This window comes from Arthrobacter sp. HMWF013, assembly GCF_003061105.1.
Lineage (GTDB): Bacteria > Actinomycetota > Actinomycetes > Actinomycetales > Micrococcaceae > Arthrobacter.
Window position 1 is genome coordinate 1 of sequence record NZ_QAIQ01000317.1, and the last position, 2,397, is coordinate 2,397.

The 2,397-nt window shown below is 66.5% G+C and carries 2 protein-coding genes; both read right to left on the minus strand.

Annotation, left to right across the window (positions count from 1 at the left end; all coding sequences use genetic code 11):
• Positions 1 to 25: 25 nt before the first annotated feature.
• Positions 26 to 1,045 (minus strand): LacI family DNA-binding transcriptional regulator, encoded by a 1,020-nt coding sequence (locus DBR22_RS12005; RefSeq protein ID WP_108599202.1) that lies wholly within the window; start codon positions 1,043 to 1,045, stop codon positions 26 to 28.
• Positions 1,046 to 1,117: 72 nt separating this feature from the next.
• On the minus strand, positions 1,118 to 2,397 hold a 1,280-nt coding region (locus DBR22_RS12010; protein WP_108599203.1), incomplete at its 5' end, for a hypothetical protein.

Consider the following 2,397-nt stretch of genomic DNA (forward strand, 5'->3'; position numbering starts at 1 on the left):
CTGCGTGAAGCAGGTGCCGGAGCGGCTACGCCGGTCCGGTGCCCGCCGTCGACTCGCGCGGGACCACGTGGAACTCCGTCTCGATTTCCCGGGGCGGCATGCCTGTGGGGTCCTTGATCCGCTCCATCAGCATCCGGATGGCCGTCTCGGCGATCTCGGTCCGGCCGGGGTCCACGGTGCTCAGCGTGGGCAGGGAGTACCGGGTTTCATCGAGGTCGTCGAAGCCGATCACGGCAACGTCTTCCGGCACGCGGAACCCGGCTTCCTGCAGGACCCGCACGGCACCCTGCGCGAGGGTGTCATTGAGCCCGAAGAGGGCGTCGAAAGTGGCGCCGCGGTCGAGGAGGTCATGCATCGCGGCCGCACCGTTGGACCGGTGCCAGTCGACAACATAGGCGACGATGCCGTCGTCGTACTGAATGCCCCGGGCCTCCAGCGCCTCCCGGTATCCGCGGAGACGCAGGCCGGCTGAGCCGATGACTTCCCCCTCATGGGCGCCCACCACGGCGATCCGCTTCCTGCCCATGTCCAGCAGGTGTTCGGTGGCGGCCCGCGCGGCGGTGACGTTCTGCATGGTGACGTGGTCCGAGGCGCTGCCGGAGATGCGCTCGCCGAGCAGCACGATCGGAACATCGGCCTTGATCAGGTCAACGTCCTCCTGCCCGAGAGCCAGCGGGCTGAAGATCAGGCCGTCGGACATTTTGAGCCGGGGGCTGGCCATGACCTCGAGTTCACGTTCCCTGCTGGCTCCGGTCTGCTCAATGAGCACCACCAGGCCGTGCTTTGCTGCCGCTTCGATGACGGCGTCGGCGAGTTCGGCGAAGTAGGGCAGGCTCAGCTGCGGGAGGGCCAGGGTGATGGCGCCCGTGTGCCCCGACCGAAGGCTGCGGGCGGTCAGGTTGGGCCGGTAACCGAGCTCCTGGATGGCCTGTTCAACCTTGGCGCGGGTAGTGTCCCGGACATGGGGGTGGTTGTTGATGACGTTTGAAACGGTCTTGAAAGACACCCCTGCCACACGGGCCACGTCGTGAAGCGTTGCAGCCATGCCACATCCCCCTGCAGAAGTCCGGGCAGATCAGCCCCTCAGCCATATTTTACAACGTTGAAGCAGGTGCCTTCACAGTCCGGCGTTGGCGAACACGCTGCCGAAGACTGCGGTGAGCCTGTCTGCGCCGGCCTGGGCTTCCGCCTGGGAGGGCGTCCTGCCGTTGCCCTCCACCGTCAGGGACCCCCTGCGGGCGCCTGCCCTGACATGCCACTCGCCGGTGCCATCCGATAACTGGTACGCGACGGCGTAGGTTGCCTCGGCGGGGATGTTGACGCTTAGCTGCGAGACAGCCGACCACGGACGCGAATTGCCCAGCATGGTCTCCTGTACCGTGGTGCAGTCCCGAAGCGCTGCGGCCCGGGAGTCGAACGGGTACGGCGGGGACGCCGCCGTCGGCATGCTGATCACCGCGAGTTCTGCGTAGTCCATCTTGGTGGCCCCTGGGATCTGCCCTTGGCCGAGGACTGCGCCAAGGAGCGTGCCGTAGTATGCATCATCGTCGAAGATACACGGAAGAACCGGTTGCGACGATGGGGTTGCCGCGGTTCCGGGCGGCGGACCGATGACCGAGGCGCCGGGCAGCGTCACCGGATACCCGCCCGGTGCAGTGACGCCCTTGACCAGTGCGACAACGTCTTCCGGAGTCCGGGGGTTTGGTGCCGGTGCGCCTACTGATGGCGGCTTGTTCACGGCCTGGCCGATCAGCTGCCTGGCCAGGTCTGCCATGGAGTCCAGAGCCGGGTTCGCATCCGACTCGGAGTTGAGATCCGCGACAGCGAGCGTCAGTGAGACGGACATGGTGCCAGCAAGGACCCGCAGCCCGACTGAGCCGTAATCCCCTGGTCCTTTCGGCTTCGTGTTCTGCATCAGGCCGTGCTGTTTCTCCCCGACCGGGGGAGCCGGCAGCAATTGGACTGCATACGTTGACGTCCGGCCGGACTCCGTCGAGGCCAGGTCAAACCGGCTGCAGCCGGATACCTGCTCCGCTGTGTAGCCGAAATCGGCCTTGGCGATGGCACCCTTTTCCGCGCTCCGGAGCGTGATCATCACGGTAGTGGTCGGTCCCGATGGTTCACCGAGAGGCATTCCGCCCTCCGCAAAGTTCACGCTTCTGTCCGCCCACCGGACGAACGGGTTTTGCGGGACGAAGGCCATGCACTCGGTGGGCGTGGTCTCCGTGCTGACCTGGGGGAAGGTTCCGCTGGTGGCTCCGCTGCGCTGCCACTCGGAGTCCTGAGCGGGAGGGAACTGCAGGTCCCGGTTTCGGGCGACTGCGTTGATGATCGCCGCCAGCTCCGCGTCGGAGAAGACCACCTCCGGGGACCCGGTTGTTCCAGGCCCGCCTGTTG